Origin of the sequence: Streptomyces sp. NPDC057565 (assembly GCF_042801455.1) — a bacterium.
Taxonomy (GTDB): Bacteria; Actinomycetota; Actinomycetes; order Streptomycetales; family Streptomycetaceae; genus Streptomyces; species Streptomyces yanii.
This window is the reverse complement of the sequence record NZ_JBHVFU010000159.1, coordinates 1-2,378: the sequence shown is the minus strand read 5'-3', so window position 1 is coordinate 2,378 and position 2,378 is coordinate 1. Positions and strand designations below refer to the sequence as shown.

Here is a 2,378-nt window from a genome sequence, read left to right as displayed (position 1 = left end):
GCAGCACCACGCACCAACGGATGCCCCACCAGCGCGACCTCGACCTCACCCAACTCAATACGAAAACCACGAACCTTCACCTGATCATCGACCCGGCCCAGGAACTCGACGTTCCCGTCGGGCAGGAAGCGCGCGCGGTCACCGGTCCGGTAGAGCCGGCCGCCCGCCTCCTCGTCAAAGGGGTTCGCGATGAACGCCTCGGCGGTCAGCTCGGGACGCCCCAGATAGCCGCGCGCCAGACCCGCCCCACCGATGTACAGCTCACCGGCGACACCCACCGGCTGGAGCTGGAGACGGGAGTCGAGAACGTACAGCCGCGCGCCGTCGATGGGACGGCCGATGTGGACGCGTTCCAGTTCGGGCCCGAAGCGGGCCACGCTCACCGCGATGGTGGCCTCCGAAGGGCCGTAGCCGTTGAAGAACGACCGGCCGGGAGACCAGGTGCGGACGAGATCGAGAGGACACGTCTCACCGCCGACGGAGACACAGCGCAGGAAGGGCAGCGATTCCTCGGGAAGCGTGGCGAGCGCCGCCGGTGTCAGGTTGATGTTCTCGACGGCCTGCTCGACGAGAAGATCGGCGAGATCGGAACCGATCATCTTCAGCCCGGCGGGCGGCAGCACCAGGGTGCCGCCCGACAGCAGCGCCGCCGTGAACTCCCACACCGAGATGTCGAAGCTCAGCGATGTTCCCTGCAGTACCCGCTGCGGTGTGTCCAGGCCATAGTTCTCGTGCTGCCACCGGGCGATGCCGCGGATGCCGCGATGGGTGATCTGCACGCCCTTCGGCCGGCCCGTGGAACCGGAGGTGTAGATCACGTACGCCAGGTCGTCGCAGGTTCCGCCCGTCTCCAGGGGCGTGTCGGGCCACCGGTCGAGCTCCGGCCAGACGTCCTCGACGGTCAGAACCAGCGCATCGGACTCGGGCAGCACCCCGGCCGCCGACCGCTCGGCCAACACCACCCGCAGCCCCGCGTCCTCGGCCATGTACGCCAGACGCTCCCGCGGATACGCCGGATCCAGCGGCACATACGCCCCGCCCGCCTTCAGCACCGCCAGCAGACCGACCACCATCTCCACCGAACGCGGCACACACAGACCGACCAGACTCTCCCGCCCGACACCACGATCCCGCAGCAGACGCGCAAGCCGGTTCGACCACCGGTCCAGACCCGCGTAACTGAGCTGGTAGTCGCCGAAGGTCACGGCGATCCGGTCGGGACATCGGCGGACCTGGGCCGCGAACAGCTCGTGAAAGGGCGCCGGACGCGCTGACTGCTGCTTGATCTGCTGAAGCCTCAGGCGCAGCATCGCCTGCTGCTCCGCAGTCAGGTTCTCCAGGCGAGGAAGCAGTTCACTCATGATCGTCACTCGTCTCGATAGCCGGTGAAGCACTCGGAGTCCGGTCCTGGAAATCGCTCGGCGACATTCCCTGAACCTCGGCGACGAGTTGCTCAAGGAGTTCGCGCTCTTCCGCGTTCCTGATCCCCGCCGCGTAGGCCGACAGGTCGAAGTCGGCGTCGGTCGCTGCCTGCTCGGTCGTGGAGTTGCCCTGGCGGAGGATCTGCTGCCGCTCCTCCTCCGTGAGGACGGTGATCCCGCTCAGCCTCACCTCCGGCTCCCGGGCGATCCGGGAGCAGACGCTGCGGAGATGGCCGAGCATCCGCTCGATCGCGTCCCGCTCGAAGCGCCCGGTGTCGTACTGCACGGTGATCAGGAGCCGGTCCTGCGCAACGGTCGCCACCAGGCCGATGGCGTAGTCGATCCGTTCCTCGGAGCGGGTGAGGTCGATGCGCAGAGCTGCGAAGTCGTCCTTCGCCACCGGGTAGTTCTCGAAGACGAAGAGGGTCTCGAAGAGGGGGACGCCGGTGGGGAGCCCGCTCCACCGCTGGACCTTCCCCAGCGGGCTGTACTCGTACTGCCGCATCCGCAGGTTCTGTTCCTGCAGGTCCTGGAGCCAGGCGAGCGCGGTGCTCTGCCCGGGCAGCCCCACCCGGACGGGGAGCGTGTTGATGAAGAGGCCGACGGTGCGTTCGATGCCCTCCACGTCGGCCGGGCGCCCGGAGACCACCGTTCCGAAGACCACGTCGTCGGCGCCGGTGTAGCGGCCGAGCAGGAGCGCCCAGCAACCCTGGAGGACGGTGTTGAGGGTCAGCCGGTTGGTCTTGGCCAGCGCGTGCAGCCGGCGGGTGTCCTCGGCGTCGAAGAGCACGTCGAGTTCTTCCTGGTCGCTCGCGCCGGACGGCGTCGTCCCCGTGGCCGCGTACCGTTCGATGCTCAGCGGGGTGGCCTCCTCGACGCCGTGCAGGGTCTCGCGCCAGTACTCCTCGGCCTCGCGCAGGTCCTGCCGCTGGAGCCAGGACACGTAGTCCCGGTAGG

Annotated in this window: 2 protein-coding genes; both read right to left on the bottom strand. The window is 68.5% G+C overall.

The window, feature by feature from the left end:
- On the bottom strand, positions 1 to 1,361 hold a 1,361-nt coding region (locus ACFU8W_RS52300), incomplete at its 3' end, for an amino acid adenylation domain-containing protein (protein WP_384052941.1).
- A partial coding sequence (locus tag ACFU8W_RS52295) for a condensation domain-containing protein (RefSeq protein ID WP_384052939.1) occupies positions 1,354 to 2,378 on the bottom strand: 1,025 nt, incomplete at its 5' end. The genes ACFU8W_RS52300 and ACFU8W_RS52295, both read right to left, overlap by 8 nt.